The organism is Acinetobacter sp. UBA801, assembly GCA_002296655.1.
Lineage (GTDB): Bacteria > Pseudomonadota > Gammaproteobacteria > Pseudomonadales > Moraxellaceae > Acinetobacter.
The window spans coordinates 1-24,241 of the sequence record DBIN01000052.1 but is presented as its reverse complement, the minus strand read 5'-3'; the positions used below and the strand labels follow the sequence as shown (position 1 = coordinate 24,241).

Sequence of the window (24,241 nt, the reverse complement as noted above, 5' to 3'; positions counted from 1 at the left end):
AGGGTTATTTATGGATCTTTTACTGCTGCTCAAAGCGGCAATTATGGGTATTGTAGAAGGGATTACCGAATTTCTACCCATTTCTAGCACAGGACATTTGATTCTGGCTGCAGAGCTAATGGACTTTTGGACCAAAGAAAAAAGTGATGTATTTGTGATTGCCATTCAAATGGGAGCAATTGCAGCGGTCATTTATGAGTATTGGACACGTTTATGGGGCGCAGCCACAGGTATGTTTACAGGCGAAGAAAAAGGTCGTCGCTTGGGCTTTGGTCTGATTATGGCGTCTATTCCAATAATTCTGATTGGACTGACTTTTGGACAAACTGTAAAAGAATTATTGTTTAATGATGTTGCCGTAGCCATTGGTCTGATTATTGGCGGTTTTATCATTATGTGGATTGAGAAACATCCACCACAAGTACGTGCACATGAAGTTGAAGACCTAACTTATAGAGATGCTATCTGGATTGGTCTGATTCAGGTGTTGTCGCTGATTCCGGGGACTTCGCGTTCAGGGGCAACCATTATTGGTGCAATGTTCTTAGGTGTTTCGCGTAAAGCCGCCACTGAATTTTCTTTCTTTTTGGGTATTCCTGTCATTATTGGCGCAGGCTTACTCGACTTGTACCAAAGCTATGATGTATTCCAAACCACAGAAGATTGGACGGTGCTCAGTTTCGGGATCATCGTTTCTTTTGTATCGGCGCTCTTGCTAATCCGTGCCTTGGTGGCGTATGTGGCTAAGCGAGATTTTATGATTTTTGCTTGGTATCGTATTGCTTCAGGTTTAATCATTTTATTGTTCGCATTCACAGGTTGGAAACTATGGTAAGCGAACTTCGCTTATACACCGAAGCCGAGTGGCTCACTCAAGCACAGCATTATTCTGCTGTGCTTTTGTCTAGAGGTGTGCAAACGCGCATTGAAACAGTAGAAAAACTGAATGCGCGTTTTTTGCGTTTGAACCCTGAATTGGCATTGTGTGTAGATGCTGAAGGGCTGTGGTTGTGTGCCAATGGCATGAAAATGCAACCCGATTGGAAAGCTGAAATTGGACGGCTAAAGCGTGCCTCTTTAAAATCAGAAATGATTGCTCGTGCCTGTAATTTGTCGGAAAAACCAAGCCTGATTGATGCTACGGCAGGACTAGGACACGACAGCTTGCTTATGGCATATTTGGGTGCTCAGGTCACGTTGTTGGAGCGTCATCCTATTCTTTTTACTTTGTTGGAAGATGCTAAACGCCAAGCTGAAGATGATCCTTTCTTGGCACGTGTTGTTGCACGTATCCAGTTGGTTTTTACAGATTCAGCAGATTATTTACGCAACTGCGCAGCGCGGGGAAAAATTGTTGATGTGGTGTATTTAGACCCGATGTTTCCGCAGAGAGATCAACATCAACAGACACAGAAAAAGCAGGCTCAAGTCAAAAAACAAATGCAGTTATTACATTTGTTGTTACCTGAAGATGGTGAAATGGATTTAGGTGATCATTTATTAGGCTTAGCACAGCAAATTGCCAAACGTGTTGTAGTGAAGCGTCCACGTTTGGCAGTATTTTTGGCGGGGCAGGAAACTACACATCAATGGCATGGTGATGCATGCAGATTTGATGCTTATTTCCAAGCAAATTTGAACAACGGGTAGATTTCTACCACTAAAGCAGTGGCAAGGCATTCAATGCTTCTATAATGCACAAAGATTTGTTATATAGTTAAAATTAACAATTGATAATTACGACGACAAGCATAAACTTGGAGTGTGGAAACGCGAGCTGCGATTAACAGAATCCTATGATTGACTTCAAACCCTCCATTAATTTTTGGCACGATTTTAAAAGCAACCAAGCCGCGGGCGTTTGGTTATTTTTGGGTTCGCGACGCTCTTTGCAAATTATTCGTCCATCTATCTTACAACTGATTTTTTGGGGGATTTTAGGCGGTCTTGCCAATACCTTATTCAGTTGGTTGGTGGCGGGAGAAGTGGGTGAATTTAACCCACAGGGTTTGGTCAGTTATGCCTTGTGGCCGTTTATTGCCTTAATTGTCGGAATTATTCTTTCTCAGCGTGTCAATAACCCGCGCTTATTGTTAGTCCCTGCTTTGTTGTGGCTAGTATTAGATACTCACGTTGCTTTATTACAAAGCTTGATTCAATACATGGGCATGATGGATGTCTTGCCGTATGTGTTGTATGACTATTTGCCTATCATTTTTATGGTGCTTTTTGTTTGGCAAAGCTTGGCCGTGGTGTGGGTGTTTTCACGTGAGCTGCATTGGCCGTGGTGGGAAAGGGCACTGATTGTTTTGGCGACCTTATTCACTTTGGTGGTTTGGCAGATGTCAGTGAAAAGTCAGCCCATTTGGAAAGTAGAAGAAGTTCCACCAAGTTTAAGCGAAGAAGCTTTTTATGCACAAAGCCGTGTACTGAATAAAGCTTTAGACAGTATTCAATATGGGGAATTTGCCCAATCGCATTGGTACTTTTTAGGGGTTGCAGGGGCGAGCTATCAAGACGTATTTATGTCTGAAATTGAGCGGATTCGTGAACAGTTTGATACCCGTTTTGGTACTTTTGGGCGTTCGATGGTGCTCATTAATAACCCAATGACCCGCAATGTAATTCCAATTGCCTCACAAACCAGTATTGAATTGGCGCTGCGCCGTATGGGGCAACGCATGAACCGTGAAAGTGATGTGCTATTTTTATATATGACCTCACATGGTTTAAAAGACCATTTTGAAATTGAAAATGCACCACTTGACTTAAATCAGGTCGATCCGAAATGGCTGCGTGATACTTTGGATAAATCGGGTATTCGCTGGCGTGTGATCGTTATTTCAGCCTGTTATTCAGGTAGCTTTGTATCCGCCTTGCAAGATGATAATACCTTGGTAATTACTGCATCGGCAGCAGATCGTGAGTCGTTTGGTTGTTCAAACGAAGCTGACTATACTTATTTTGGTCGTGCCTTTTTTGATCAGGCCATGCGTGAACAAAATTCATTTGCCAATGCCTTTAATGAAGCCAAAGTGACTGTGGCCAAATGGGAGCAAGCGCAAGGTTTTGAGCCTTCAGAGCCGCAATGGGCGATAGGTAAAAATATGGAATTGATGCTGCCACAATTAGAGCAGCGTTTGTTTCCACAAAAAAGTGTTGCAACATCGGCAGAAATTCAATTGAGTGCGCAATCTGTTCAATAAGCCAAAGAGGAGAGGGTGATGGAGTTAATTCAGAACAACCGCTGTTTTGAGGGTGAGCAACGGATTTATCGTTTTCATTCTAATGCTTTACAGACTGAAACTCAGTTTGGCATTTTTTTGCCCGAACAAGCTTTGGCGGGACAGGCTTGTCCTGCGGTATTTTATTTGGCAGGTTTAACCTGTAACGAAGAAACTTTTGCGATTAAAGCACATGCACAGCACATGGCAGCGCAATTGGGACTAATTTTGATTAGTCCAGATACTTCACCACGTGGTGAAGCTGTTGCTAAAGGTGACCATTGGGATATTGGACAGGGTGCAGGTTTCTATATCAATGCCACACAAGCACCGTGGGCGGCACATTATCAAATGGAAACTTTTGTAGCCGATGAGCTTTATCAATTGGTACGACAACAGTTCCCAATTCAGCCACAGCAAGTGGGTATCATGGGGCACAGTATGGGTGGTCATGGTGCATTGACCCTCGCGTTTAAATATCCTGAAAAATTTAAGTCCGTGTCTGCTTTTGCTCCGATTTGTGCACCAACCCAATGCCCGTGGGGTGAAAAAGCGTTTTCTAATTATTTAGGCTCAGATCAACAACTATGGTTACAGCACGATGCGACTGCTTTGGTGCAGGCCAAAGGTGCATTGTTCAGTGAAATTTTGATTGATCAGGGATTGAAAGATCAATTCTACAGTCAGCTCAATCCTGCATTATTTCAGCAAGCTTGTGATGCGGTCGGGCAAAAATTGAGTTTGCGTGAACATGCGGGCTATGATCATGGCTATTATTTCATTCAAAGCTTTATAGATCAGCATTTGCAATTCCATGTGGTGCAATTGCAAGCAGACTAAGCCAAGCACTCAATTTTACACATTGATTTTTAAACTTTTCTAGGCACGTTGTTTAGTTTTTAATAGAATGGTGAACACTTGCTTTTTTACCAATTAGAAAGATTGCTCATTTGGGTTTGAGTTTCTGGGTAAAAGAACGACTGCACAATAAAATAACTAAGGCATCACATGCACAATTCAGAATGGGATTTACCACAACAAACACCGTCATCTTCCCCGTTTTTTCCAGCGGAGCCTACAACGCCGCCTGCGCTGAATCCATTACTTGGACGGATTCATCATTTTCAGTTTCATGGTAGCGCCTCAGAGTATTTTGGCATTTGGATTGTCAATATTTTATTGATGATTGTAACCTTCGGGCTATATGCACCGTGGGCAAAAGTACGTCGTTTGCGCTATTTTTATGGCAATACCGAATTAATCAAACGCCGTTTTGATTTCACGGGCATCCCACATAAAATTTTATTAGGGCGTTTAATTGCCATTGGAATTTATGTTGCGATCTCGGTGATTTCCAATTATTCAGTCAAAGCCATGCTCATTGGCGTGGTGGCTTTATATTTAGCTGTGCCGTGGTTGATTCGAGCGACCATTCGTTTCAAGGCGCGAAATAGTAAATTTGGTAATGCGCGTTTTTATTTCTCAGGCAGTAACAAAGAAGCCTATTGGGTATTTTTAAAATGTATCGTGATTAATCTGTTTACATTGGGCCTATTTTTTCCTGTATTGGTTTGGATGTATAAGCGTTATTGCCTAGACCACTTATATGCAGGACAGCTTAAATTTAAGCTGAAAGCAGATTGGCCAGCCTATATGCGCGCGATGTATATACCTATTTTCTTATTCTTTGGTATTTTGCTTGCTGTGGGGATGATTTTGGCTTTGTCAGGACAGTTAAGTCGAAATCCTGCACAGTTGCTTTGGTTGTTTTTAGCGGTTTATCTGCTGGGGTTGTTTTTAATTTGGCCGCTGATGTCGGCGCGAATTTTTATCACTACATGGAACAATACCAGTATCAGTGGTAGTGAATTTCAGACCGATTGCGGGCAGTGGCATTATACTTGGATTGTGGTGACCAATTGGATTGTGAAAGTTCTGAGTTTGGGGTTAATGACTCCATGGGCAGCCATTCGTTTATATCGCTATCAGGTTGAGTCTTTAAGTCTACATTTAAAAAATGATCCAGATTTGATGATCAATAAACTGCAAGCCGAACATAGCGCACTTGCAGAAGAAATCAGTGATATTTTTGATATTGATGTTTCGCTGTAAGGTGGGAGAGAGATATGGCGGCACAGGTCGTGGATGTGGTGTTTTATGATGGCGTGGTATCTAAACCATGGCCAGCCAAAATCTCGCCTATTGATGCTCAGTCAGTACTCATTTGTTATGGTGAGAATTTACAACAACAACGGCGCTATCATTATCAAGACATGATGTTGGTAGGCGCACTGGGTAAAATTCAGCCTGTCATTGAACTTAAAGACGATGCACGTATTGAGTTTTCTCAAGCATTGCCTGAATGGTTTCAACTACGAAATAAACAGCTGCAGCATTCCATCTGGAAATTGGAACGCACACCAAGTCTGATTGTATTTAGTCTGGTTTTTGTGTTGTTGATGGTATTTGCCACTGTGCAATGGGGCATCCCAAGCGCATCCAGATACGTTGCCTTTCAATTGCCTGCGAATACCTTAAATCAAATTGGTGATAAAGCAGAGCGTTATATTTTAGATATGACTGCCCCTAGTCAATTGCCTACAGCGCGTCAGCAGAAAATTCTGAAAGATTATCGCAAGCTCATTGCAGAAGATACACCTGCTAAAGTGCTGTTTCGACAAGGTAATCGCTTAGGAGCGAATGCTTTGGCAATTCCGAATAACACTATTATTTTGACCGATGAGTTGGTGGAATTGGCGCAGAATGATCAGGAAATTTTTGGTGTGTTGGCGCATGAACAAGGGCATTTGGCAGAAAGACACAGCTTGCAACAAGCCTTATCGAGCTTAGGGTTTAGTATTATTTTGCTTGCGATTACAGGAGATGGTACAGATTTAGTTTCGACCTTGCCTGTGGCGCTCGTGGGGGCAAGTTATTCACGTAATTTTGAATCTGAAGCAGATCATTATGCTCTAAATACCATGCACGCTCAGGGCATTCCAACCATTCATTTTGCTCATTTTTTGGAGCGTTTGGCACAAGATACAGGAGAAGACATCGGCAAAAGTCCTTTGGATTTTTTGCAAAGCCATCCTGCAACACAAAAACGTATTCAAGCAGTCAAGGATTTTGAGCAGACGCAGCGTTTAGCGCCTTAACATCAATCAGTTAGTGTTGTTGCCAAACCGCGTTCAATTCTGTTTGTCCCATACGACTTAAATGGTCAAGCACGACTTGTTCGAGGTAACTTAAATCTGTTTCAGCATCTTTGGCTTGAATTTCAACCACAAGCTTATGTGTTTGAGGCGTGAGCAGAATTGTGGCGCTTGGCATCATAATTTGGTATTGGCTTGCATTTTCTACAACGTTAAATTTATGTTTCCAGTGGTTGAGTAGCCGCTTGGCAATGCGACTTGCTTGTGTTGTTTGAATATGGGCAGTACTATTCATCATCTGTTGAAACCAGCATTTTGTTTATATGAGTAAAGACCTTTACCATAACAAAGTCAGACTGAAAGAAAAGTGGAATCCTGCAACGGAGCGTTGCGGAAATAGAATTATCAAATTGGATGATGTAACTGAAGAATCGAACTGAATGATCCAATCGTAACAGAATCCACAACACCAAGCAGTGTTTGCTATAATGCGCCTCAATCCCAATATTCAGCCAGGTTCTCCCATGTCCAAGCCTTATTTAATTGCGCCGTCTATTTTATCTGCAGATTTTGCTCGTCTAGGCGAAGAAGTGGAAAATGTACTTCAGGCAGGTGCCGATGTGGTGCATTTTGATGTAATGGATAATCACTATGTGCCGAATTTAACTTTCGGCGCAGGTGTGTGTAAGGCATTGAAAAACTATGGTATTACTGCACCAATTGATGTGCATTTAATGGTAAAACCTGTAGACCGGATGATTGGTGATTTTCTTGAAGCGGGTGCAGACATTATCACGTTCCATCCTGAAGCTTCAGAGCATATTGACCGTTCATTGCAACTGATTAAATCGGGTGGAGCAAAAGCGGGTTTGGTATTTAACCCTGCTACACCGCTACATTATTTAGATTATGTACTTGATAAAGTCGATCAGATTTTACTTATGAGTGTGAACCCGGGTTTTGGTGGGCAAAAATTCATTCCAATGACTTTAGAGAAATTACGTCAGGCACGTCAAATCATTGATGCTTCAGGTCGTGATATTCGTTTAGAAGTTGATGGCGGTGTAGGACCTGCCAATATTCGTGAAATTGCAGAAGCGGGTGCAGATATGTTTGTTGCAGGTTCAGCAATTTTTGGCAAGCCAGACTATAAAACAGTGATTGATGACATGCGCGCTGAATTGGCAAAAGTTGGCGCAGTCGAAGTATAAGTTTCTACAATCACAAGGTCTTAAGCTGTGGATAACTTTGTAGATAACTGTATGGATATCTATGTTGATAACACTATGGATAAGCCGATTAATTTATAAACATTGGTACATCAATTGTTTGTGACTTATACAAAATAAGTATAAAAAGGATTCAATAGAATCCTTTTTGTATATTTTAAATACACTGAATTTGTTTGGTATTTGCTCAGGTAGTCATAAAAATAAGTTGCTTAATATATAACTTGATTGTTTTAGTTGGCTTTTTAATCGCACCGATTCACTCAGTTTTTCAATGCAAAAGTTATTGTGTATAAGTGGGGCTTGAATTATATTGAGCGAGTTGTAGATTGTGGATTGCGCTTGGCAAAAATGTTCAATTCTTGCGCAATTTCAGGTTTACATCTTTCATACTCAGGAATTCATTTAGTGCTGACTCAACCCTACAAACAAATGTGGTTTGTTATCCTGATGGCATTTGTCATGGGGTGGAGTGGTATTGTCAGTGCTGCGGTAAAACCTGCACACAATTGGATGATGTCAAATCATGCAGCAGGGTCTGAGCTTCTACATTCTGCAACCGCAGTGCCTATAGTGACATCTTTAGTAGATTGTCATACGACAGCTTTGCAAATGCATCCTGAAACCAAGCAGCATTTATCTGGGCATGATTCCAATGCCAACAGCATCTCAGTCAGCACACATCTGCAACGGATACCGATTTAAATGCGGCAGGTTGTTATGGCTCGGCTGAATTTTCTACTGCCAACATGAATTGTCAGGACTGTGTGCAGTTGCATTGTCAAAGCTTAAACAGTGTGTTGAATGTGCAAGTTCCTGAACTGACTCAACCTGCAGCACTCACATCTGTCAATATTCTATTGCCTGCTTATCACGCTCAACATTTACTTGGTCATTGGCAGCAAATTTTACGTCCACCCAAAGCTTAATCCTAAATTCAAAACACTTTTAAGTTTTATTTTAAGGATTAAGTCATGTCTAAATTTTATCAGCCTACGCTGTTTTTAACAGTCTGTGCATTGTATTCGAGTTCTGCGTTTGCCGCGGTCAAGGTATATCACCTGACCATTGCAGAACAAACAGTCAATATCACGGGAAAACCTGTTCAACGCATTACGGTCAATGGGCAGTTTCCTGCGCCTGCACTCGAATTTGAAGAGGGTGATGAGGCGGTAATTCACGTTAATAATCAATTGAAAAATCAGGATTCATCTATTCATTGGCATGGTTTATTACTGCCGGGTTTGATGGATGGTGTGCCTGGATTTAATGGTTTTCAAGGGATTAAGCCACAAGGGCATTTTGTGTATCGGTTTAAAGTGCGCCAAAGTGGCACCTATTGGTATCACGCACATTCCAAAGGTCAGGAACAAGATGGCCTATACGGTTCATTGGTGATTCATCCTAAAGCCAAGCCAGCTGTAAACACACATGAATACACCGATCGTGATTGTGGTGCTGCTGTCAGATTTTCATGAAAAATCTAGCAATCAAATTCAGAAAGATTTAAAAATTTCAGCCGAGTTTTATCAAAATCAGCGTGAAACGTTAGGTGATGTTTGGCGTCAAATACAGCGTGATGGACTAAAAGCCACATGGTCAGACCGTAAAATGTGGAATCAGATGCGCATGCTGAAAACTGACCTTTCCGATGTCACAGGCTATACTTTTTTAATGAATGGCAAGACACCTGAACAGAATTGGACAGGTGCATTCAAGCCAAATGAAAAAGTACGTTTACGTTTTATCAACGCCTCTGCGATGTCATTTTATGATGTGCGGATTCCAAACTTAAAAATGACAGTGGTCAGTGCAGATGGTCAGCCAGTCAAACCTGTCACTGTAGATGAGTTTCGTATCGGAACTGCAGAAACCTACGATGTGATTGTTGAACCTCAAGCAGCGCACTATCAAATTGAAGCAGAATCGATAGACCGCTCAGGTTTTGCTGTGGGTAGTTTGCAGAATGAACTTCATTCTGCATCATCAAATCTACAGCTGCCCGCAGCGCGTCCGCGTGCTTTACTCACCATGCAAGATATGGGGCATGCCACAGAACATGCAGATGATCATTCCAAAATGAATCATGCAGCGATGTCTGAGATGGACCATTCCAAGATGAATCATGCAAAGATGTCAGAAATGGATCACTCCAAAATGAATCATGTAGCGATGTCGGAAATGGATCATTCCAAAATGAACCATGCAACGATGCATGAAATGGATCATTCCAAGATGAATCATGCAGCAATGTCGGAGATGGATCATTCCAAGATGAATCATGCAGCGATGTCGGAAATGGATCATTCCAAGATGAACCATGTAGCGATGTCAGAAATGGATCATTCCAAGATGAATCATGCGGTAATAGATCATTCCAAGATGAACCATGCAACAATGTCTGAAAATACGCATACACAATATGGCATGCCTTCAGTAGAACACAAAAATGCGGTGGTATATGGATGGGCAAATGCTTCTACACCTGCGGGGCATAAGGCCTTGAACTATGAAGATTTGAAATCGCTGCAGCTACAACCAGACACACGTAAACCTAGCAGTGAATTGGTCGTGCGTTTAGGTGGTACGATGGAGCGTTATATCTGGACAATCAACGGCAAGAAATTTAGTGACGCCACACCGCTCAAGGTGAAATATGGTGAACGTATTCGGATCAAATTTATCAATGACAGTATGATGGCGCATCCGATGCATTTACATGGCATGTTTATGCAGTTGGAAAATGGTCAAACGGCAGCAGAAATGCCGAATAAACACACCTTAATTGTGCCGCCAGGTAAAACTGTAACAGCACTGCTTACTGCAGATGAATTAGGTGAATGGGCCATACATTGTCATTTGCTCTATCACATGAGTGCAGGAATGATGAACAAATTGATTGTGGCACAGGTCAGCGATAATGAACCGCTTTCTACCACAGCAATTCAGGCGACTCAAACCTCTTCAGCGACAGCGCAAAAAGGAGCAGCACATGCACAACACTAATCTTTTTGCGAAAACAGTTTTGAGTATTTTTGTCTGCTGCATCAGCTCAGTTGGGTTGGCAGCAACAGAGGCGCATAGCGCACATGGCAGTTCCGCAAAGGTTGCAGCAATCGCAGCTAAGGTAAATACTCAATCGCATCAATCGCATCAATCGCATCAATCGCATCAATTTGCTTCGCTCTTGCAAGAGTCGCAGTCACACGATCATCGTAAAGAACATGGCGCGCAAGTATATGCGGTGAGCACTTTAGATACGCAATGGCAAGTGAATGATCATGCCGAGGGAGTGCTCAAATCTAAATTACAAACTCGTATTGGAACCGATGAAAACAAGTTGTTTTTGAAAATTCATAGCGATAAACACGAATCACAAGCAACTGAATATGATGTCAAGTTGTTATACAGTCGTGTGATTTCGGATTTTTGGGATGTGCAAGCAGGTGTGCGTTATCGCCATGAAGTGAATCAGCAAGAGCATCAAATAGACCGAGAAGATAAGTTTGACGCTGTGTTTGGCTTACATGGTTTAGCTCCATATTTTTTTGAAACCGATGCTTATTTTTATTTGGGTGAGGATCAATATGCGGCTTTGAGTTCGGAAACCACACGGGATCTGTTATTGACTCAGAAATTGATTGCACAACCTTATTTAGATGTAGATGTTATTCTGCAGGATGATGCCAAATATGCGAAAAAAACAGGACTCAACCGTGCGGCTGTGGGTGTGGCAATGCGTTATGAAATCAGCAAGAACATCATGCCGTATATCAGTGCAGGTTATGAATATACGAAAGGCAATCAACAAACTGCTTGGCAGTCAGCAGCTGATTCCGAGCAGAGCGGCTTATATGCGATAGGCTTGCGTCTCAGGTTTTAATGATTACGACAATTATCGCTGCAACTTCTAAATAGAATAGATTGTCCCTAAATACATAGGCTTGGTTTATACTGAGCCTATTGTATTTTTGGGTGTGGCGTATGTCTTCATCAACTCAAGATCCTCAATCGAATCAAGATAAAAACTCAGAAAACCAAAATCTAAACAATGCTGGCTGTGGTCTGTCTTACGATACAAAAAAATCCTGTGCGGATCAAAATAGCGTTACATCTGCCATGACTACTCAAACAGATAAAGCAACAGTCTTATATTCATAACTTTTGAGTCCGTGCGTAAGTTGCATACCATATAAAATGAATGGTGGTGCAGATGAACAAATGGTACGGATTGCTTTAGCAGACTATAATAATATTGCAGCCTTATCTTTTGATTTGCCTGCGCGACTGTTAATCGTTTACCACAGCAACCAATATGTCACAGAAATTAGCTATAAATTATGGGCATTGGGTTTGGGTGCTGTGTTGCAACAGACTGAAGCCAATACACAAACTGAACTACCTGTATCTAACAGTGCTGCACAACAAAAAGTGCTGTATGCCTTGCTTGGCATTAATGCTGCTATGTTTTTAGTGGAATTAATCGCAGGTTTAATTGCATCTTCGACTGGGTTAATTGCTGACTCCTTAGATATGTTTGCTGATGCTGCTGTGTATGGTTTGGCTTTATTTGTCGTGGGTCAATCCGCCAAGAAACAGCTCAAAGCTGCGCATTTGTCTGGTTGGGTACAACTGGGTTTGGCTGCACTGGTTATTTTTGATGTTCTGCGCCGTTTCTTCTTGGGCAGTGAGCCTGAATCCATATTGATGATGGGTATTGGCGCTGTAGCATTGCTGGCAAACGTCACCTGTTTATGGCTGATTTCAGGGCATAAGGATGGCGGAACCCACATGCAGGCCAGTTATATTTTTTCCGCCAATGATGTAATTGTTAATTTAGGTGTGATTATCGCGGGCGGTTTGGTGATGCTCACATGCTCGAATTATCCAGACCTGATTATTCGCTTAATTGTGGCCATGTTTGAGTTGAATGATGCGCGCAAAATTTTAAGTTTAAAATAGAGGGGTCATCGCTGCACGGTGGCTTAAATTTTAACAGGAGGAACGACCTCCCTTGTTTGGGTTTTGGGAAATAGGCAAAGTGACTGACACTCGACAAGAAAAATCATCAGGGCGGCCTGATTTCATGATATTGAAGGAGGGCGTTATGGCCTGGTTGATGTTGATATTGGCGGGTATTTTTGAAGTGGTTTGGGCATATTCCATGAAGTTGTCTGACGGCTTTAGTAAATTAACGCCTAGCATTGTGACGCTCTTTTTTATGATTTTAAGTTTTGCGCTTTTGGCCTATGCGATGCGTACTTTACCATTGGGCACGGCTTATACGATTTGGACAGGTATTGGCGCAGTCGGTTCATTTTTAGTGGGTATTTTTGTGTTAGGCGAACCTGCCAGTGCTATGCGTATGTTGGCTGCAGTTCTGATTATTTCCGGTCTGGTGTTGATGAAAATTTCATCTACATAATTGGGAATGTGGTTGTTTGGTATGTGCGTGCAATCACAGATCGGTTCGAGTTAAAACAGGGTGAGCTGATACCCTACCTGCTTGAGGAGAAAAATAATGCAATTGGCATTTACTGAAATGGACACTCCTGTAAGCGTGCTTAAATTGGTGGCTCACGATCACGCATTGGTTGCGGTAATGTGGGATAACGAAGATCATAAACGGGTACGTTTAGCCAGTTTAGTTCGACAAGATGATCATCCAATTTTGCTCAAAACTCAGCAGCAACTCCAAGAGTATTTTGCAGGTCAGCGTCAGCAATTTGATGTGCCTCTTGATTTTGAAGGCACTGAATTTCAGAAGAAAGTTTGGCAGGCATTATTAAGCATTCCTTTTGGGGAAACTCGCAGTTATAAGCAAATTGCCGAACAGGTCGGTAGTGTGAATGCGATGCGTGCTGTAGGGGCGGCAAATGGTAAAAATCCAATTTCGATTATTGTACCGTGTCATCGTGTGGTGGGTGCAAGTGGAAAGCTAGTAGGCTTTGCAGGCGGGTTGGATAATAAAGCGATTTTGTTAAGATTAGAATCTTCAAATTCAAAAGTTTAAATTACTGCGATTCAACAACAATTTTGATCATAATAAAGAAGAGCAGGGGAAATGTTAAAAACATTATTGTGGCAGTTTTGGTGGCTTATTCTGCTGGTTGCAGGGGTAGGACTGATCAAAATTTTCAAACCGTTTCTTAAGGGAAAGGCAGGAGAACTCGCAGTAAGTGCGCATGTGAAGTTGTATCTAGATGAACATTATATCTTGTTGAATGATGTAACTCTGCCTGATGAGTCCACAGGAACAACTCAAATAGATCATATTTTATTGAGTCCTTTTGGAATTTTTGTGATTGAAACAAAAAACTATAAAGGTTGGATTTTTGGTGGAGAACGCCAAAAAGTATGGACACAAAAAATTTATAAAAAGACCTATAAATTTCAGAATCCTGTCTATCAGAACTATAAGCATATAAAAGTTTTGGAATCAGTATTAAGCGATATTATCGAGCCTGAATATCTGCATTCTGTGATTGTATTTATGCCAGACTGTGAGTTTAAGACCCATTTGCCCAACAATGTTTTTAAAGGTAGTGCATGGGTTGAGCATGTCAAAGGTTTTCGGCATGAAGTTATTTCACCGATGAAACTGAAACGCATTCAACTAAGAATTGAAAAAGAACTACTCGATAAGTCTTGGAAAACCCATCGTCAGCATGTCGAAAATTTAAAACAACGGCACAAACATTAAAAAAGTTGCAATAAAAAACCCTGATACAGTGTGATCAGGGTATGAAAGAGTTGAACGTTAAATACTAAAACCTTTTCGGAATTTTCTGTCCATTCGGTACAGGCGTTTCCGCAATTTTAAGCACACCAAACAGCCAAGTTTCTGCATGTTGTACCGCTTGTTTCAGTTGATCTCCTAATGCCAAGCGACCTGCAATAAAACTCGCCAAAGAACAGCCTGAACCGTGATATTCACCTTCAAGACGTGGACAGCGGGTTTCGGAAACCATTTCATTGTTCATATACAGCGCATTACGAATGTGATCAGGGGTATCTTCATGCCCACCTTTGACCAAAACAGCCTGCGCCCCCATGGCAAATAATTTAGCCGTTGCACGCTCTAAATCATCTTCACCCGTTAAAGCGCGTAATTCCACAGTATTTGGCGTGATTAACGTCGCCAGTGGAATTAACTCGACAAATGCCTGAACCAACGTCGCTTGATCTCCTAAAGAACCACCACTATTGGCAACCAAAACAGGGTCAAGCACATATAAATAATCAGGATGCGCACGTAAAAAATCTGCCAGTGCTGCAATATTGTCAGTGGTGCCCAACATGCCGGACTTTACAACTTTAATGGGCAAATCATTCACCACCGCATTGGCTTGTGCCAACAACAACTCTTTAGAGGTGGCTTCAAAGCCAAACACTTGCTGAGAGTTTTGAATAGTCAGTGCTGTGCAGGCAATCGCTGCATGTGCACCGCTATTGCCAACGGCTTCAATATCAGCCTGTAAACCAGCACCACCCGAAGGGTCTAAACCAGAAAAACAAAGTACTGTTGGTCGCACACACATATCCTTCATTGCTTATATTTACGTTAGTATAGGCAACTTTGTAATAACTCTCGATAGTCATTTGTACTGATAGGCATGGATTGTGATTAACACCCTTTTAATTGATTTGGATGGCACGTTGACCGACCCGAAAGAGGGCATTACCGCTTCTGCACGCTATGGTTTGGCAAAAGTTGGGCATCCTATTGCAGATATGGAAAATATTGACTGGATTATTGGGCCTCCCTTAAAAGCCTCTTTGGCAAAATTACTCAATGTAGATGTGCATGACGTATTGGCAGAGCAAGCCTTAGCAGGCTATCGAGAGCGTTTTGCTGCAACAGGCTTGTTTGAAAATCACGTCTTTGAAGATGCTGCCGCAACCTTGGCAGCTTTAAAACAACAAGGCTATAAACTGTTTTTAGCAACAGCCAAGCCTGAAATTTATGCACGCCAAATATTGGATCACTTCGATTTATTGCAATATTTTGAATATCCCTATGGTAGTGAACTGAATGGCGAGCGTACCCATAAAGCAGACCTTATTCACTATATTTTGCAGCAAGAACAATTGCAACCTGAACAATGTTTAATGATTGGAGATCGTGAACACGATGTTTTCGGTGCGCGAGCCAATGGCATCGATTGTGTTGCAGTCGAGTATGGCTATGGTTCGGCTCAGGAGCTAGATTTGGCTGCACCAAAATACAGAATTCAGTGTTTTGCGCAAATTTTGTCGGTAGTCGAAAAATTACCTTAATTGGGGGCTATATCTGTTTGCACTTTTACCGCAGAGTTTTAGGCAGGATCATGCTTCAATATTTATATCCAGATTGAGAGGGAAGTTATGATGAAGCAAAGCAGTCAATCGATGACTTTTGTAGCAGTTTCAGTGTTCTTGACGGCATGTGTAAATAGCATACCCACACCTACACAGTCCGCAGCACAGGTCGAAATGTACACATCATTGCAACATCGTCAGTGTGAGCCTGACTCTGGTTTAACTGTTGCTGAGATTAGCCAACGTTTGCAGCAGGCACAGATTCAGGTATATCAGGCTCGTGTGGGTTCAGATGGAAGAATGTATGCACAAGTCTGTGGTGGGGCAGATGGACGAATTGCCATCGTGACTATTCCTCAATCTCAGCAGAAACAAGCAGAAGCCTTAGGGTTTAAGTCTTATCACGCAATCCAATCTATCAAAAATAAATAAGGCTGGAGTCAAAAAAAAACCTCAGTTCATATAGAGCTGAGGTTTTTTCTAACTCAATTGGAATTGAGTTAAGTTGGACGTATCTAGATGTTGCGGTTTAACGCTTAGAATTGCGGCTTAACCACCACTAAAATCACAATTGCCAGTAACAAAACTGTTGGCATTTCATTGAAGAATCGCCAAAACTTATGTGATTTATAATGTGCATTGCCAATTAGTTTTTGGCGGTAATAGCCACAAACCAAGTGATAAATCACCAATAAACCGACTAATCCCACTTTCAGGTAAAACCATAACGCATCGTGGTAATTCTGGGTCGCATCACCCCAATCTACCAAAAAGTGTGCCGTAATGAGGGTGGCAATCATAGATGGCCACATAATCCCTCGGTACAACTTGCGTTCCATGATTTCAAAACGCTGATGGCTCAGCGTATCTTCACTCATGGCATGGTAAACATATAAACGTGGTAGGTAGAACAATGCAGCGAACCAACAAACCACAGCAATAATATGTAATGCTTTTACCCATAAAAAAGCATCAGAAGGTGCATCCATCGATCATCCTATGGAGATTATTCATCCCACTTCTTGAAAATAAGGCAGGCATTTACGCCGCCAAAACCGAAACTGTTACTCATCACAGTATTCAATTTTGTGTCACGTTTTTCAAGTACGATATCAAATGGTTTTGCGCCTTCATCTAGTTCAGTAACGTTGATGTTTGGTGCAATAAAGTCGTTTTGCATCATCAAGACAGAGTAAATTGCTTCTTGAACACCAGCGGCGCCCAAGCTGTGACCTGTCATTGACTTCGTAGAGCTAAGTGCAGGAACTTGACCTTCGCCAAACGCACGTTCCATCGCTTTTAATTCTGTTACATCACCCGCAGGGGTAGAAGTACCATGTGTGTTCACATAGTCAATTTTTTCTACACCGTGTTGTTTTGCTTCGTCTAAAGCCATCAAGATACAACGTGTTGCACCTTCGCCGCTTGGAGCAACCATGTCTGCACCGTCAGAGTTTGCAGCATACGCAACCACTTCAGCTAAAATGTTTGCACCACGTGCTTGAGCGTGTTCAAGTGATTCAAGCACCACAAAACCACCACCACCAGCAATCACGAAACCGTCACGGTCTGCAGAATACGGACGAGATGCTGTTTCTGGAGTGTCGTTGTATTTAGAACTCAATGCACCCATCGCATCAAACAATAAGCTTTGTGACCAGTGATCTTCTTCACCGCCACCTGCTAGCATTAAATCTTGTTTACCCAATTGAATGAGGTTGTAGGCATAACCAATTGCATCGGCAGAAGTTGCGCATGCACTGGTAATTGAGTGCGCAATACCTTGTAATTTGAATGCAACGCCCAAGTTTGCCGTAATCGTGTTTGACATGTTGCGCGGTACGAAGAATGGACCAATTTTACGCGCACCTTTTTCTTCAAGCAGCTCAATCATTTCTGCAACAGATGCTGTAGAGTTACCGCCTGAACCACCTGCGATACCGTAACGTGGGTTGCCTGCTAAATCTTCTTGCTTTAAGCCCGCGTGTTCAATGGCATCTACTGCAGCGTTGTAAGCGTACATCGCACACACGCCCATAAAGCGTTTTAATTTACGGTCAATGTGGTCAAAGTTTTGTTCAGCTGCTGCACTTACGTGGCTTTTGAAATTAAGTTCAGCATAAGTTGGGTTGGAACGTGTCCCAGAAATACCGTTTTGTAAAGAATGAGTCACAGCTTCTAAAGTATTACCAATGCACGAGTTAATGCCCATGCCGGTGATTACAACACGTTTCATCTACAGATCCCTTTTATGGTGATAATGTCGAGCCGAACACCGTAATTGCCAAGCAATCGCTGATACGGTATGACTCATGTCTTACAATTGCGTTCATAATAGCAGAAAGAATTTTGAATTCTTATGGCAAATATGATGCCACTTTGCAAGGAAGATCAAACTGCAGTGAAGCGGCGAATGAGATGCAGGAAGCCAACCAAAAGATACACAATCATATTGAGATAAACTTAGACTACACCTAGTATTTACCTATAAATCATAGAAATTAAAAATGAGGAGTAAGAATGTCAGATTCCAACAATAAACAATCAAGCGGATTCTTCTCGAATGCGATTGGGGTGGCTAAAAAGCTCAGTAGTACAGGCATCCATGTATTGCAGCAAGTTGCACCGGTTGCTGTAGCAAAGGATGAGCACAGTGCAAAATCAGGGCAAATTATTGAAGGTCAGGCGCGTAGTTTTAGTGCTTTTCAAGCACGTCAATATGATAATCCTCAACACATGCTCAGACAGCACGTGCCACAAGTTTCACGTCAGCTTTTAGGTCGTCACTATAACCGCGTCAATCAGGTGGCAAGTTTTGTGTCGCCCGATTTTTCCGATAAAATTTCAGATTATTTATTTGATCAGTTGAATAGTTTTACTTCCAATATTAGCTCAGTTGATGATGTGCTTGATCAGGCTGGTGTACGTGATTTAGAAGAATTGACTCAAGATGTGGATCGTTCTAAACGAATTAGTCAGGCACTCGCAGAACAAAATAAATGGATTGCATCACTGCAAGGCGCATTAACAGGTGCAACGGGAGTGATTGGCTCAACCATTGATGTGCCTGCATCTATTGTGATGTCTTTGCGTACCATTTATCAGGTGGGGCGTGCCTACGGTTTTGAACTGAATAAAGATACCGAGCAAGAAATTGTTCAGTTTATTTTTAAACAAATTGATTTAGGTGTCATTGCAGAAAAGCAAGCAGTGTTGATGGGGTTAAAAACCTTATCCAATATGCTGCAAACTCATGATGTGCATCAACTACAGAATATGCTCGGTTCAAGCAATGATTATGAGGCATTAAAGAAATACTTCTTGAATGAGCAAGGTCAAGTCAAATGGTCTTGGTTGAACCATGTACCTAAGTTTTCCATGTTGAATAAACTCACGCCTGTAGCAACCGCATCGGTGAGTGCAGTATATAGCTGGAAATTAGTTGAGGATGTGCATCAAAAGGCACAGCAAGTGTTTTCAAATGCTCGCAGCTATTTAATTCAGCATAAAGACAGCAATTTATCTGCCATTCATGCTTATGAAAAATCATTAGAATTACTGGCACAGGCTGCGCCTAAACTCTTGGAACAATTGAAGGGCAATGAAGCCAAACATGCGCAAGATGCTTTGGTAGAGGGGCAAGAGCGCGCGGAATCTGCACCGTCAGATGCTCTAGTGCAAACCTTATCAGACCATGAAAGTATTCGAACGGTAAAAGTGCAGAAAAAATCGGACAAAGTGGAAACAACGGCAGCACAGCGAGATGAAAATATTCAGCAAGGTTTAGTAGAACTGGCAGATCAAATGCTAGAGCCACATGCTGAAGTTGCACCGCAAAAACCAGCTGTACCTGCTGATGAAATTGATGAATATATGCTAGAAGATGCTTTGGAGCCTGTGAAAGATTCAACCCAAATGGCTGAAACTGTTTCAGATAATTCAGTAACATCAAGCAAAGAAACTGCAAGGCAGGTTACAAAAAAACCGAGAACTCGTACAAGTACTCGCAAGCCAAAAGCTGAATAAAAACAAGTGATAAGTAGAAATTGGGTTGGTGTTTTAACTGCCTATGCAATATTGACCATTATTCTATCTTCGCTTACAATTGCATGCCCTCAAAAAGTAGTATGTTTTGGGGCTTTTTAATAACGGGAGAATTGCCACATGGCAACAACAAATCAGTTGATCCGTAAGGGTCGTACGACTTTGGTTGAAAAATCAAAAGTTCCTGCGTTGAAGGCTTGTCCACAACGTCGTGGTGTTTGTACACGTGTTTACACAACTACACCTAAAAAACCTAACTCAGCAATGCGTAAAGTTTGCCGTGTGCGCTTAACTTCAGGTTTTGAAGTTTCTAGCTACATCGGTGGTGAAGGTCACAACCTACAAGAGCACAGCGTTGTTCTTATCCGTGGTGGTCGTGTTAAAGACTTACCAGGTGTACGTTACCATACCGTTCGTGGTTCTTTAGACTGTGCTGGCGTGAAAGATCGTAACCAGTCGCGTTCTAAATACGGTGCTAAACGTCCTAAGAAATAATCTTTTAAAGATTAAGCTCTTAGTTCGTAGAACTGCAATCCTTTATCGTCTCGCTTGTCTGATTTCTGCATTTAATTTTGTGAAATTCAAGCGACGTGTAGTAAGGCCAGCGAAATGCACACGACACTTTGTGCTACGGCTGGATCACCCTGAAGTGTCATATTTATAGGTAGTTTAAAATGCCAAGACGTCGCGTAGTCGCTGCTCGTGAAATCCTTCCGGATCCTAAATTCAGCAGCCAAACAATCGCTAAATTCATGAACCACGTAATGCAAGATGGTAAAAAATCTATTGCTGAAAGTATCGTTTACGGTGCTTTAGACCGCGTTCAAGAAAAATCTAAAGTAGACCCAGTTGAATTTTTTGAAGCTACGCTTGAAAAAGTTCGTCCAATGGTCGAAGTAAAAGCACGCCGTGTTGGTGGTGCTACTTATCAAGTTCCTATGGAAGTACGCCCATCCCGTCGTACTGCTTTAGCGATGCGTTGGTTGGTAGATGCTGCTGCTAAGCGTTCTGAAAAAACTATGGCTTTACGTCTTGCTGGTGAGTTGCTTGATGCATCTGAAGGTAAAGGCGCAGCGGTTAAAAAACGTGATGACGTGCATCGTATGGCTGAAGCCAACAAAGCATTCTCTCACTACCGCTTCTAAGCGACTAAAACAGGCCCTAATCAGGAGGGTGATGAATCGGTTGTCACTGAATTGTCATCAAATCGCTTTAAGTTGCTAGGCAGCTTAAAGCGTCCTGTTTTAAACAACAAAATTTAGGAATGCTAGAAATCATGGCACGTCAAACCCCAATTTCTCGTTATCGTAACATTGGTATCTCTGCGCATATTGATGCGGGTAAAACCACCACTACAGAACGTATTTTGTTCTACACAGGTGTATCTCACAAAATTGGTGAAGTACACGATGGTGCAGCAACAATGGACTGGATGGAGCAAGAGCAAGAGCGTGGTATTACCATTACTTCTGCTGCTACTACTACCTTCTGGTCAGGTATGTCTAAGCAATTCCCTGAACACCGTATTAACGTAATTGATACACCGGGACACGTTGACTTCACTATTGAAGTTGAGCGTTCTATGCGTGTTCTTGATGGTGCATGTATGGTTTACTGTGCTGTAGGTGGTGTACAACCTCAGTCTGAAACTGTATGGCGTCAAGCAAACAAATACCAAGTACCTCGTTTAGCATTCGTGAACAAGATGGACCGTACAGGTGCAAACTTCTTCCGTGTTGTTGAGCAAATGAAGACACGTTTAGGCGCGTCTCCAGTACCTGTAGTCATTCCTATTGGTGCTGAAGAAAACTTCCAAGGCGTAATCGACTTGATCGAAATGAAAGCGATCATTTGGGATGAAGCGTCACAAGGTATGAAGTTTGAGTACGGTGAGATTCCAGCTGATCTTCAAGCGACTGCTGAAGAATGGCGTACAAACATGGTTGAAGCTGCTGCTGAAGCTTCTGAAGAGCTCATGGATAAATACCTAGAAGAAGGCGAACTATCTAAAGAAGATATCGTTGCTGGTCTACGTATTCAAACTTTGGCTTGTCAAATTCAACCAATGCTTTGTGGTACAGCATTCAAAAACAAAGGTGTTCAACGTATGTTGGACGCAGTAATTGAATTCTTGCCATCACCTACAGAAGTGAAAGCAATTGAAGGTGTTCTTGACGACAAAGCTGAAACTAAAGCGATTCGTGAAGCATCTGACGAAGCTCCGTTCTCTGCACTTGCGTTCAAAATCATGAACGACAAATTCGTAGGTAACTTAACGTTCGTTCGTGTTTACTCTGGTGTTCTTAAGCAAGGTGATTCTGTTTATAACCCAGTTAAATCTAAACGTGAGCGTATCGGTCGTATCGTGCAAATGCACGCGAACGATCGTCAAGACGTTGAAGAAATCCGTGCGGGTGATATCGCTGCATGTGTAGGTCTCAAAGACGTAACTACAGGTGATACACTGTGTGATGAGAAAAACATCATTACACTAGAGCGTATGGAATTCCCAGAGCCAGTAATTGCATTGGCTGTTGAGCCAAAAACGAAAGCTGACCAAGAAAAAATGTCAATAGCTTTAGGTCGCTTGGCGAAAGAAGACCCATCATTCCGCGTTCGTACAGACGAAGAGTCAGGTCAAACAATCATCGCTGGTATGGGTGAACTTCACCTTGACATCATCGTTGACCGTATGAAACGTGAATTCAACGTTGAAGCGAACATTGGTAAACCAATGGTTGCTTACCGCGAAACAATCAAAAAGACTGTTGAGCAAGAAGGTAAGTTCGTACGTCAAACTGGTGGTAAGGGTAAATTCGGTCACGTATACGTACGTTTAGAGCCGCTTGATCCTGAATCTGGTAAAGAATACGAATTCGCTGAAGAAGTTGTAGGTGGTGTAGTACCTAAAGAGTTCTTCGGTGCAGTAGACAAAGGTATCCAAGAACGTATGAAGAATGGTGTCTTGGCTGGTTACCCAGTTGTAGGCATTAAAGCGACATTATTCGACGGTTCTTACCACGATGTCGACTCTGACGAACTATCGTTCAAAATGGCAGGTTCTTACGCGTTCCGTGACGGTTTCATGAAAGCAGATCCTGTTCTTCTTGAGCCAATCATGAAAGTTGAAGTAGAAACTCCAGAAGACTACATGGGCGATATCATGGGTGACTTAAACCGTCGTCGTGGTATAGTTCAAGGCATGGACGACTTACCTGGTGGTACTAAAGCAATTCGTGCTGAAGTTCCTCTTGCAGAAATGTTTGGTTACGCAACTCACATGCGTTCTATGTCTCAAGGTCGTGCGACTTATTCTATGGAATTTGCTAAATATGCTGAAACTCCACGTAACGTGGCAGAGGGTATCATTGCTAAATTCCAGTCTGGTGGTAAAAAAGGTGACGACGAGTAATCTTTCGATTACTATAAGCGCAAACTAATTTATAGTTAAAAAACCTAATGCTCATGGAGTGATCCTCCATGAGTTGTTTTAAAAAGGAAGATCTCATGGCTAAGGCTAAGTTCGAACGTAATAAGCCACACGTTAACGTGGGCACAATCGGTCACGTTGACCATGGTAAAACAACTTTAACAGCTGCAATTGCAACTGTATGTGCAAAAAAATTCGGTGGTGAAGCGAAAGACTACGCTGCAATCGACTCTGCACCAGAAGAAAAAGCACGTGGTATTACAATTAATACTTCTCATGTAGAATACGACTCTCCAACTCGTCACTACGCGCACGTAGACTGCCCAGGACACGCTGACTATGTTAAAAACATGATCACTGGTGCTGCTCAGATGGATGGTGCGATCCTTGTATGTGCTGCGACTGACGGTCCAATGCCACAAACTCGTGAACACATCCTTCTTTCTCGTCAGGTAGGTGTACCTTACATCGTTGTATTCTTGAATAAATGCGACCTTGTAGACGACGAAGAGCTTCTTGAGCTAGTTGAAATGGAAGTTCGTGAACTTCTTTCTACTTACGACTTCCCAGGTGATGACACTCCAGTTATCCGTGGTTCAGCGCTTCTTGCGCTTAACGGCGACGCTGGTCAATATGGTGAAGCTGCAGTTGAAGCGCTTGTTGAAGCGCTTGACACTTACATCCCAGAGCCAGTACGTGCAATCGACCAAGCATTCTTGATGCCAATCGAAGACGTATTCTCTATTTCTGGTCGTGGTACAGTGGTAACTGGCCGTGTAGAAACTGGTGTCGTGAAAGTAGGCGAAGAAGTTGAAATCGTAGGTATCAAAGATACAGTTAAAACAACTGTAACTGGCG

General features: G+C 42.2%; 27 protein-coding genes and 1 pseudogene. 24 read left to right on the top strand and 4 right to left on the bottom strand.

Annotated features, from left to right (window positions below):
• Positions 1 to 10: 10 nt before the first annotated feature.
• The 6 genes from B2W49_RS10585 to B2W49_RS10560 all read left to right on the top strand — a co-directional run bounded on the left by B2W49_RS10585 (position 11) and on the right by B2W49_RS10560 (position 6,382).
• Positions 11 to 835, top strand: a complete 825-nt coding sequence (locus tag B2W49_RS10585; protein WP_104852431.1) for an undecaprenyl-diphosphate phosphatase — start codon at positions 11 to 13, stop codon at positions 833 to 835.
• Positions 829 to 1,650 carry a class I SAM-dependent methyltransferase gene (locus B2W49_RS10580; RefSeq protein ID WP_291341110.1) on the top strand — a complete coding sequence of 274 codons (822 nt, stop codon included), beginning with the start codon at positions 829 to 831 and terminating at the stop codon, positions 1,648 to 1,650. Before B2W49_RS10585 ends, B2W49_RS10580 begins: the two co-directional genes overlap by 7 nt.
• A gap of 146 nt (positions 1,651 to 1,796) precedes the next feature.
• Positions 1,797 to 3,206 carry a C13 family peptidase gene (locus tag B2W49_RS10575; RefSeq protein ID WP_291341108.1) on the top strand — a complete coding sequence of 470 codons (1,410 nt, stop codon included), beginning with the start codon at positions 1,797 to 1,799 and terminating at the stop codon, positions 3,204 to 3,206.
• 18 nt (positions 3,207 to 3,224) lie between these two features.
• Positions 3,225 to 4,064, top strand: coding sequence for an S-formylglutathione hydrolase (gene fghA, locus B2W49_RS10570; protein ID WP_291341107.1), 840 nt, complete (start codon positions 3,225 to 3,227; stop codon positions 4,062 to 4,064).
• A 168-nt stretch (positions 4,065 to 4,232) separates the two neighbouring features.
• On the top strand, positions 4,233 to 5,336 hold the full coding sequence (locus tag B2W49_RS10565; protein ID WP_291341105.1) for a YjgN family protein: 1,104 nt from the start codon (positions 4,233 to 4,235) through the stop codon (positions 5,334 to 5,336).
• A 14-nt stretch (positions 5,337 to 5,350) separates the two neighbouring features.
• Positions 5,351 to 6,382, top strand: a complete 1,032-nt coding sequence (locus B2W49_RS10560) for a M48 family metallopeptidase (RefSeq protein WP_291341104.1) — start codon at positions 5,351 to 5,353, stop codon at positions 6,380 to 6,382.
• 10 nt (positions 6,383 to 6,392) lie between these two features.
• Here the strand turns inward: B2W49_RS10560 and B2W49_RS10555 are convergent, their stop codons facing one another.
• Positions 6,393 to 6,674, bottom strand: a complete 282-nt coding sequence (locus B2W49_RS10555; protein WP_291341140.1) for a DUF2218 domain-containing protein — start codon at positions 6,672 to 6,674, stop codon at positions 6,393 to 6,395.
• A gap of 229 nt (positions 6,675 to 6,903) precedes the next feature.
• On the opposite strand from B2W49_RS10555, the gene rpe reads away from it, so the two are divergent.
• The 11 genes and pseudogenes from rpe (at position 6,904) to B2W49_RS10505 (ending at position 14,311) form a co-directional block, all read left to right on the top strand.
• Entirely contained in the window at positions 6,904 to 7,590 is a 687-nt protein-coding gene (gene rpe, locus B2W49_RS10550; RefSeq protein ID WP_291341103.1) for a ribulose-phosphate 3-epimerase, read from the top strand.
• 426 nt (positions 7,591 to 8,016) lie between these two features.
• A complete protein-coding gene (locus B2W49_RS10545) occupies positions 8,017 to 8,313 on the top strand; it encodes a hypothetical protein (RefSeq protein WP_291341102.1) in 297 nt (98 codons plus the stop codon).
• Between the two features lie 68 nt (positions 8,314 to 8,381).
• Complete coding sequence (locus B2W49_RS10540; RefSeq protein ID WP_291341100.1) at positions 8,382 to 8,537, top strand: hypothetical protein; 156 nt, start codon at positions 8,382 to 8,384, stop codon at positions 8,535 to 8,537.
• Positions 8,538 to 8,582: 45 nt separating this feature from the next.
• A complete protein-coding gene (locus tag B2W49_RS12200) occupies positions 8,583 to 9,086 on the top strand; it encodes a multicopper oxidase domain-containing protein (protein ID WP_414630600.1) in 504 nt (167 codons plus the stop codon).
• Positions 9,040 to 10,614, top strand: a complete 1,575-nt coding sequence (locus tag B2W49_RS10535) for a multicopper oxidase domain-containing protein (protein ID WP_414630599.1) — start codon at positions 9,040 to 9,042, stop codon at positions 10,612 to 10,614. Before B2W49_RS12200 ends, B2W49_RS10535 begins: the two co-directional genes overlap by 47 nt.
• Complete coding sequence (locus B2W49_RS10530) at positions 10,601 to 11,491, top strand: copper resistance protein B (RefSeq protein ID WP_291341098.1); 891 nt, start codon at positions 10,601 to 10,603, stop codon at positions 11,489 to 11,491. Before B2W49_RS10535 ends, B2W49_RS10530 begins: the two co-directional genes overlap by 14 nt.
• Before the next feature lie 101 nt (positions 11,492 to 11,592).
• Positions 11,593 to 11,769 carry a hypothetical protein gene (locus B2W49_RS10525; RefSeq protein ID WP_291341096.1) on the top strand — a complete coding sequence of 59 codons (177 nt, stop codon included), beginning with the start codon at positions 11,593 to 11,595 and terminating at the stop codon, positions 11,767 to 11,769.
• Between the two features lie 33 nt (positions 11,770 to 11,802).
• Positions 11,803 to 12,570 (top strand): annotated as a pseudogene (locus B2W49_RS10520) (cation transporter); the annotation flags it as partial.
• A gap of 145 nt (positions 12,571 to 12,715) precedes the next feature.
• On the top strand, positions 12,716 to 13,033 hold the full coding sequence (gene sugE, locus B2W49_RS10515) for a quaternary ammonium compound efflux SMR transporter SugE (RefSeq protein WP_291341095.1): 318 nt from the start codon (positions 12,716 to 12,718) through the stop codon (positions 13,031 to 13,033).
• Positions 13,034 to 13,129: 96 nt separating this feature from the next.
• On the top strand, positions 13,130 to 13,621 hold the full coding sequence (locus tag B2W49_RS10510; RefSeq protein WP_291341093.1) for a methylated-DNA--[protein]-cysteine S-methyltransferase: 492 nt from the start codon (positions 13,130 to 13,132) through the stop codon (positions 13,619 to 13,621).
• 51 nt (positions 13,622 to 13,672) lie between these two features.
• The gene (locus tag B2W49_RS10505) at positions 13,673 to 14,311 is read left to right on the top strand and encodes a nuclease-related domain-containing protein (protein ID WP_291341091.1); all 639 of its coding nucleotides are present in this window, start codon (positions 13,673 to 13,675) and stop codon (positions 14,309 to 14,311) included.
• A 64-nt stretch (positions 14,312 to 14,375) separates the two neighbouring features.
• Here the strand turns inward: B2W49_RS10505 and B2W49_RS10500 are convergent, their stop codons facing one another.
• The gene (locus B2W49_RS10500; RefSeq protein ID WP_291341089.1) at positions 14,376 to 15,143 is read right to left on the bottom strand and encodes a hydroxymethylpyrimidine/phosphomethylpyrimidine kinase; all 768 of its coding nucleotides are present in this window, start codon (positions 15,141 to 15,143) and stop codon (positions 14,376 to 14,378) included.
• An 88-nt stretch (positions 15,144 to 15,231) separates the two neighbouring features.
• Here B2W49_RS10500 and B2W49_RS10495 point away from each other — a divergent pair, with 88 nt between their 5' ends.
• Positions 15,232 to 15,888: an HAD-IA family hydrolase gene (locus B2W49_RS10495; RefSeq protein WP_291341087.1), complete on the top strand. Its 657-nt coding sequence runs from the start codon at positions 15,232 to 15,234 to the stop codon at positions 15,886 to 15,888.
• A 90-nt stretch (positions 15,889 to 15,978) separates the two neighbouring features.
• Positions 15,979 to 16,341 carry a hypothetical protein gene (locus B2W49_RS10490; RefSeq protein WP_291341085.1) on the top strand — a complete coding sequence of 121 codons (363 nt, stop codon included), beginning with the start codon at positions 15,979 to 15,981 and terminating at the stop codon, positions 16,339 to 16,341.
• Between the two features lie 104 nt (positions 16,342 to 16,445).
• On the opposite strand, the gene hemJ is transcribed toward B2W49_RS10490, so the two are convergent.
• Complete coding sequence (gene hemJ, locus B2W49_RS10485; RefSeq protein ID WP_291341083.1) at positions 16,446 to 16,898, bottom strand: protoporphyrinogen oxidase HemJ; 453 nt, start codon at positions 16,896 to 16,898, stop codon at positions 16,446 to 16,448.
• A 17-nt stretch (positions 16,899 to 16,915) separates the two neighbouring features.
• Complete coding sequence (locus B2W49_RS10480; protein WP_291341082.1) at positions 16,916 to 18,145, bottom strand: beta-ketoacyl synthase N-terminal-like domain-containing protein; 1,230 nt, start codon at positions 18,143 to 18,145, stop codon at positions 16,916 to 16,918.
• A gap of 284 nt (positions 18,146 to 18,429) precedes the next feature.
• On the opposite strand from B2W49_RS10480, the gene B2W49_RS10475 reads away from it, so the two are divergent.
• The 5 genes from B2W49_RS10475 to B2W49_RS10455 all read left to right on the top strand — a co-directional run.
• The gene (locus tag B2W49_RS10475; protein WP_291341081.1) at positions 18,430 to 19,935 is read left to right on the top strand and encodes an EcsC family protein; all 1,506 of its coding nucleotides are present in this window, start codon (positions 18,430 to 18,432) and stop codon (positions 19,933 to 19,935) included.
• Between the two features lie 138 nt (positions 19,936 to 20,073).
• Entirely contained in the window at positions 20,074 to 20,448 is a 375-nt protein-coding gene (gene rpsL / locus B2W49_RS10470; RefSeq protein WP_000246374.1) for a 30S ribosomal protein S12, read from the top strand.
• Between the two features lie 179 nt (positions 20,449 to 20,627).
• On the top strand, positions 20,628 to 21,098 hold the full coding sequence (gene rpsG, locus B2W49_RS10465) for a 30S ribosomal protein S7 (protein WP_262450776.1): 471 nt from the start codon (positions 20,628 to 20,630) through the stop codon (positions 21,096 to 21,098).
• 131 nt (positions 21,099 to 21,229) lie between these two features.
• Positions 21,230 to 23,365 carry an elongation factor G gene (gene fusA / locus B2W49_RS10460; RefSeq protein ID WP_291340734.1) on the top strand — a complete coding sequence of 712 codons (2,136 nt, stop codon included), beginning with the start codon at positions 21,230 to 21,232 and terminating at the stop codon, positions 23,363 to 23,365.
• Between the two features lie 95 nt (positions 23,366 to 23,460).
• Positions 23,461 to 24,241: elongation factor Tu (locus tag B2W49_RS10455; RefSeq protein ID WP_291340732.1), on the top strand; the 781-nt coding region annotated here is incomplete at its 3' end.

Coding starts and splice junctions, on each gene's coding strand:
- fusA (WP_291340734.1), top strand. CDS start 21,230: ATGGCACGTCAAACCCCAATTTCTCGTTATCGTAACATTGGTATCTCT.
- B2W49_RS10565 (WP_291341105.1), top strand. CDS start 4,233: ATGCACAATTCAGAATGGGATTTACCACAACAAACACCGTCATCTTCC.
- rpsG (WP_262450776.1), top strand. CDS start 20,628: ATGCCAAGACGTCGCGTAGTCGCTGCTCGTGAAATCCTTCCGGATCCT.
- B2W49_RS10510 (WP_291341093.1), top strand. CDS start 13,130: ATGCAATTGGCATTTACTGAAATGGACACTCCTGTAAGCGTGCTTAAA.
- B2W49_RS10585 (WP_104852431.1), top strand. CDS start 11: ATGGATCTTTTACTGCTGCTCAAAGCGGCAATTATGGGTATTGTAGAA.
- B2W49_RS10580 (WP_291341110.1), top strand. CDS start 829: ATGGTAAGCGAACTTCGCTTATACACCGAAGCCGAGTGGCTCACTCAA.
- B2W49_RS10535 (WP_414630599.1), top strand. CDS start 9,040: ATGAATACACCGATCGTGATTGTGGTGCTGCTGTCAGATTTTCATGAA.
- B2W49_RS10575 (WP_291341108.1), top strand. CDS start 1,797: ATGATTGACTTCAAACCCTCCATTAATTTTTGGCACGATTTTAAAAGC.
- B2W49_RS10475 (WP_291341081.1), top strand. CDS start 18,430: ATGTCAGATTCCAACAATAAACAATCAAGCGGATTCTTCTCGAATGCG.
- sugE (WP_291341095.1), top strand. CDS start 12,716: ATGGCCTGGTTGATGTTGATATTGGCGGGTATTTTTGAAGTGGTTTGG.
- hemJ (WP_291341083.1), bottom strand. CDS start 16,898: ATGGATGCACCTTCTGATGCTTTTTTATGGGTAAAAGCATTACATATT.
- B2W49_RS10530 (WP_291341098.1), top strand. CDS start 10,601: ATGCACAACACTAATCTTTTTGCGAAAACAGTTTTGAGTATTTTTGTC.
- B2W49_RS12200 (WP_414630600.1), top strand. CDS start 8,583: ATGTCTAAATTTTATCAGCCTACGCTGTTTTTAACAGTCTGTGCATTG.
- B2W49_RS10560 (WP_291341104.1), top strand. CDS start 5,351: ATGGCGGCACAGGTCGTGGATGTGGTGTTTTATGATGGCGTGGTATCT.
- B2W49_RS10555 (WP_291341140.1), bottom strand. CDS start 6,674: ATGAATAGTACTGCCCATATTCAAACAACACAAGCAAGTCGCATTGCC.
- B2W49_RS10525 (WP_291341096.1), top strand. CDS start 11,593: ATGTCTTCATCAACTCAAGATCCTCAATCGAATCAAGATAAAAACTCA.
- rpe (WP_291341103.1), top strand. CDS start 6,904: ATGTCCAAGCCTTATTTAATTGCGCCGTCTATTTTATCTGCAGATTTT.
- B2W49_RS10480 (WP_291341082.1), bottom strand. CDS start 18,145: ATGAAACGTGTTGTAATCACCGGCATGGGCATTAACTCGTGCATTGGT.
- B2W49_RS10505 (WP_291341091.1), top strand. CDS start 13,673: ATGTTAAAAACATTATTGTGGCAGTTTTGGTGGCTTATTCTGCTGGTT.
- rpsL (WP_000246374.1), top strand. CDS start 20,074: ATGGCAACAACAAATCAGTTGATCCGTAAGGGTCGTACGACTTTGGTT.
- B2W49_RS10490 (WP_291341085.1), top strand. CDS start 15,979: ATGAAGCAAAGCAGTCAATCGATGACTTTTGTAGCAGTTTCAGTGTTC.
- fghA (WP_291341107.1), top strand. CDS start 3,225: ATGGAGTTAATTCAGAACAACCGCTGTTTTGAGGGTGAGCAACGGATT.